The 3,687-nt window shown below is 53.9% G+C and carries 4 protein-coding genes and 1 tRNA gene; 3 read left to right on the top strand and 2 right to left on the bottom strand.

All coding sequences use genetic code 11. From position 1 onward, the window contains the following. Positions 1–265: hypothetical protein (locus ACWVCN_RS01855; protein ID WP_455243808.1), on the top strand; the 265-nt coding region annotated here is incomplete at its 5' end. 286 nt (positions 266–551) lie between these two features. Here ACWVCN_RS01855 and ACWVCN_RS01850 read toward each other — a convergent pair. After that, a tRNA-Leu gene (locus ACWVCN_RS01850) sits at positions 552–638 on the bottom strand. Positions 639–825: 187 nt separating this feature from the next. Then, a complete protein-coding gene (locus tag ACWVCN_RS01845) occupies positions 826–2,280 on the bottom strand; it encodes a hypothetical protein (RefSeq protein WP_455243807.1) in 1,455 nt (484 codons plus the stop codon). 189 nt (positions 2,281–2,469) lie between these two features. On the opposite strand from ACWVCN_RS01845, the gene rplI reads away from it, so the two are divergent. Then, on the top strand, positions 2,470–2,937 hold the full coding sequence (gene rplI, locus ACWVCN_RS01840) for a 50S ribosomal protein L9 (RefSeq protein ID WP_455243806.1): 468 nt from the start codon (positions 2,470–2,472) through the stop codon (positions 2,935–2,937). A 23-nt stretch (positions 2,938–2,960) separates the two neighbouring features. Next, the coding region (locus ACWVCN_RS01835) for a serine hydroxymethyltransferase (RefSeq protein WP_455243809.1) at positions 2,961–3,687 on the top strand (727 nt) is incomplete at its 3' end.

Here is a 3,687-nt window from a genome sequence, read left to right as displayed (position 1 = left end):
TTCTGTGTTTCGATGGGTGTTGTTCGATGGGTCAATGGATCTCGCTTTGGAGTCGAATTTATTGGCATGGCAGAGAGTGACCGCTTGCGGTACAACGCATGTGTGGGGGATCGTCTACGCCAGAAGAAGAATACTCCAAAAAGCTCTAGAAGCCGAACAGGCCCTACTCAGTGCCGCACAGAAACGTATTCACTTCACAAGGCTCACAGTGAGAGATAACGATCTAGACCCTGTCGAAGACTTCACAGTATTCGGTTTGATATGACGAAAGGGAGGGCTTGTTGGGCTCAGCAGCGTGAGTGGATTGCGAACTCTAGAAATAACAAAGATCGATCATGTTCCCACGAGTCTTAGGTTGGTGGCGTACTTCTTATGCATATCGCTCCCGACCATCCATAGACATTGCCTCCAAGAGACCGCGCCGCGAACTTGACCCCTTAGATAACAGAAGAATGCAGACATAAGAGTCGCCCCTGGAGCTTGTCGAAGGGATGAACACGCATCATTTGCTTCCCCTGCCATCCCTCTAAGATCTCAATAGAAGTGCTAGGTGGTGCCGAAGCCGGGATTTGAACCCGGACACCCTTGCGGGCGCTAGACCCTGAATCTAGTGCGTCTGCCAGTTCCGCCACTTCGGCCCGAGGGGACATTTAAAAACATCACCGGCTTCGTTCTCCTCATCATTCAAGGTTTCGCTTTGCCGGCAGAGTTCACACCTTTGCTTTTCGCTCACCTCTACTTGCCGGAGGATGCTTTGAACATTCACGAATGGGAGATCGGATTATCGTGAATTACCCTTCGCCACGTCAAGTTGCTCCTGCGATCTCAACGCCAGCTTTTCGCAGCGAGTTCACTCGACTGCCAGACTCCGGCACCCACAATATCGCGTTGATCGCCAGTCAATACGATCCGTTCACGAACCAGCCCAGCGCACCTCAGTAGGCCGGGAACGGAGATCAATGGTGCATTATCAGCAATGAGGACATCAAAGCGAACGCGACTGAAAAGAGGATCTCCCAGCACACGAGACGCAGTCGTAATGATCAATCTCCGGTTCTGTATGAAGGCTTGGCGATTTGTATCTTCTTCGGCCGCAAGAAGTTCCCGTATTTTTTTGGTTCCTCCCAGTCTGATTATTTCATCTTTCAATTCTTCAAACTCGGGCCGCATATCTTTCGGCACCGCCGCTTCCGGCACTAACTCTTCGATGCGCGCCTTGGCGATGTCGAGCTCCTTCGTTAATTCCGCGATTTGGCTCTGGTAAAGAGCTAGGTACTGGTGGAGCGAATCGACGTTTTTCCCCACAGCCTGCATACTGAGTCGCCGAAGGAGTGGGAGTTTCTCATACTCGGCAATGATGATGTTCGCTTCTTTGGATTTTGTCTGGAGCTCGCTCAACTGCGTAAGCAATCTCCATTCGAGTAATCGTACTTCATCGAGATCCTTTTGTTTCTGACTCTTGTACGCCAGTAGCGGGGTCAGCTCACGAAACCGTTCGTACTTGCGTCGGAGCGCGGCCTTGTCAGCCCGTGATTTCGAATAGAACTGATGCATCTGCGCTTCGAATCCTAATTCATGAATGGGTAAGCCGGAAGCTTGTTGAGCCAACGTCAATTCATACCGGCTAAGCCAGGTCTTGTAGGTGAGCCCTCCGGCTTTCATAGCCCGTGCGATGGTCCCCGCCACTTCATCTGCCGCATAGTGATCGGGACAGACCAGGAGGATCCGCTTGTTTGCACGGATTAGTTCCATGGCCAGCGACGCGACTCGTTGACGTCTCATCGAGATGTCGTCGGACCAGACCGTCGCTAGAATCGCAGCGGCAGCCGCACTAACCTCCTCAGCCCGACTCGAAGAGGAGAGGAGTGGAGCCAGCCGGTCGGCAGGGCCGAGCCGATAGGCATCCGGCTTCAGTAGCATTTCTTTTAGCCGCTCCACCGCAGTGGCTAGATAACCAGCACGGTCCGGAACGATTGTGGCCACCTCAACAAACTGCCCTATGGCATCGGCTGTCTGCATCAAAACCGCGTCACCGTGACAACTCAGGATCAAACCTTCGGCCGGCTCCATTTCGTCCGGTGGCACAACGGATACAGGTGTATCGATCGCTAACGTTCGGTCAGGTGGGAGCGTGAATTCATAGATATAGAGCGTACCAACTGTTTGCACCAACCGCCCGTTTACTGCGGGAATCGGTTGGTCAAGCCCAGATTGGAGACAATGGTCTTGCTCAGCAAGGAGGCGGTCAGCCCAAATTTCTATGAGTTCACGAGCCGTCATTGTATCATCGCAAAGGCCATGGAGTTCGGGCGCCATCATAAGGGCCTGACGCAGCTAGAGTCCAGCCTTCCGAGTCGAAACAACGCTGCGATTCATGAGCAAACTGCTTTAGATCTGGGAAGTTCTGAATTGACTTTTTATCGCCCCCCCAGTATTCTCTTTTCCTTTCCAACAGAAGGAGTTAGGGGTATGAAAGTCATTCTGCAAGAGACGATGGAAGGGGTCGGCCACCTCGGTGACCTCATCGATGTGAAGGATGGATTTGCCAGGAACTTCCTGCTCCCGCGCAAGAAAGCCGTGGTCGCCAACGATCGGAATATCAGGTCCTTTGAACATGCAAAACGCGTGGCTTCGGAACGGGCCAAGAAAGAAAAGCTCGAGATCGAGGCGCACGCGAAGAAGATGTCGACCGTGACGATCACCGTCGAGGCCCAGGTCGGCAAGGATGACAAGATGTTCGGCTCTGTGACCGTCAAAGACGTGGCGGAAGGGCTCATTGCGCAAGGCTATACAGTTGATCGCCGTAAGATCCAGCTGGCCCAGCCGATCAAGGAGCTGGGCACCTTTACCATCCCGGTGAAGCTTCCGCGAGAAGTCACTGCCGCTGTCACTGTGCGTGTTGTCAAGAAACAGGAAGCTGAAGAAGCGTCCGCCTAGAGTAAACGAGGTTCCTGATGTCCATGAAGGATGCCATCGGCTCGCTAGATGCCTTGCAGGCCACAGATCCCGATGTGTATGCGGCAATCGACGCCGAAGAAGAACGGCAACGCAACAAACTGCTTCTGATCGCCTCGGAGAACTTCGCCAGCCCAGCCGTCTTGGCCGCACAGGGCTCTCTGATGACGAATAAGTACGCAGAGGGGTATCCCGGCAAGCGCTACTATGGCGGCTGCCAACATGTCGATACGGTCGAGGACCTTGCCATTCAGCGCTGCAAGCAGATTTTTGGCGCCGAGCACGTGAACGTGCAGCCCCATTCTGGATCACAGGCTAATATGGCGGCCTATCTTTCCGTGTTGAAGCCGGGCGATACGATTCTCGGGATGGACTTGGCGCAGGGCGGACATCTCACACATGGAAGCAAGGTCAATTTTTCCGGCAGCATCTTTCGCGCGTTTTCCTACGGCGTCGATCGCGAAACGGAAACCATCAATTATGACGCCGTACGCAAGCTTGCCGAGGAATGCCGCCCGCGCATGCTTGTAGTGGGCGCCAGCGCTTATGCCAGGACTCTCGATTTTCCCAAATTTCAGGATATTGCCAAATCGGTCGGCGCCTATTTGATGGTCGACATCGCTCACATAGCCGGATTGATTGCTGCGGGGTTACATCCGAGCCCAGTGCCCTACGCGGACTTTGTCACGACGACGACGCACAAGACTCTCAGAGGTCCACGCGGCGGAGTCG

It is taken from the genome of Petrachloros mirabilis (assembly GCF_975968855.1).
Note: the sequence above shows the minus strand (reverse complement) of the source record. Positions and strands in the feature narration are given on the sequence as shown.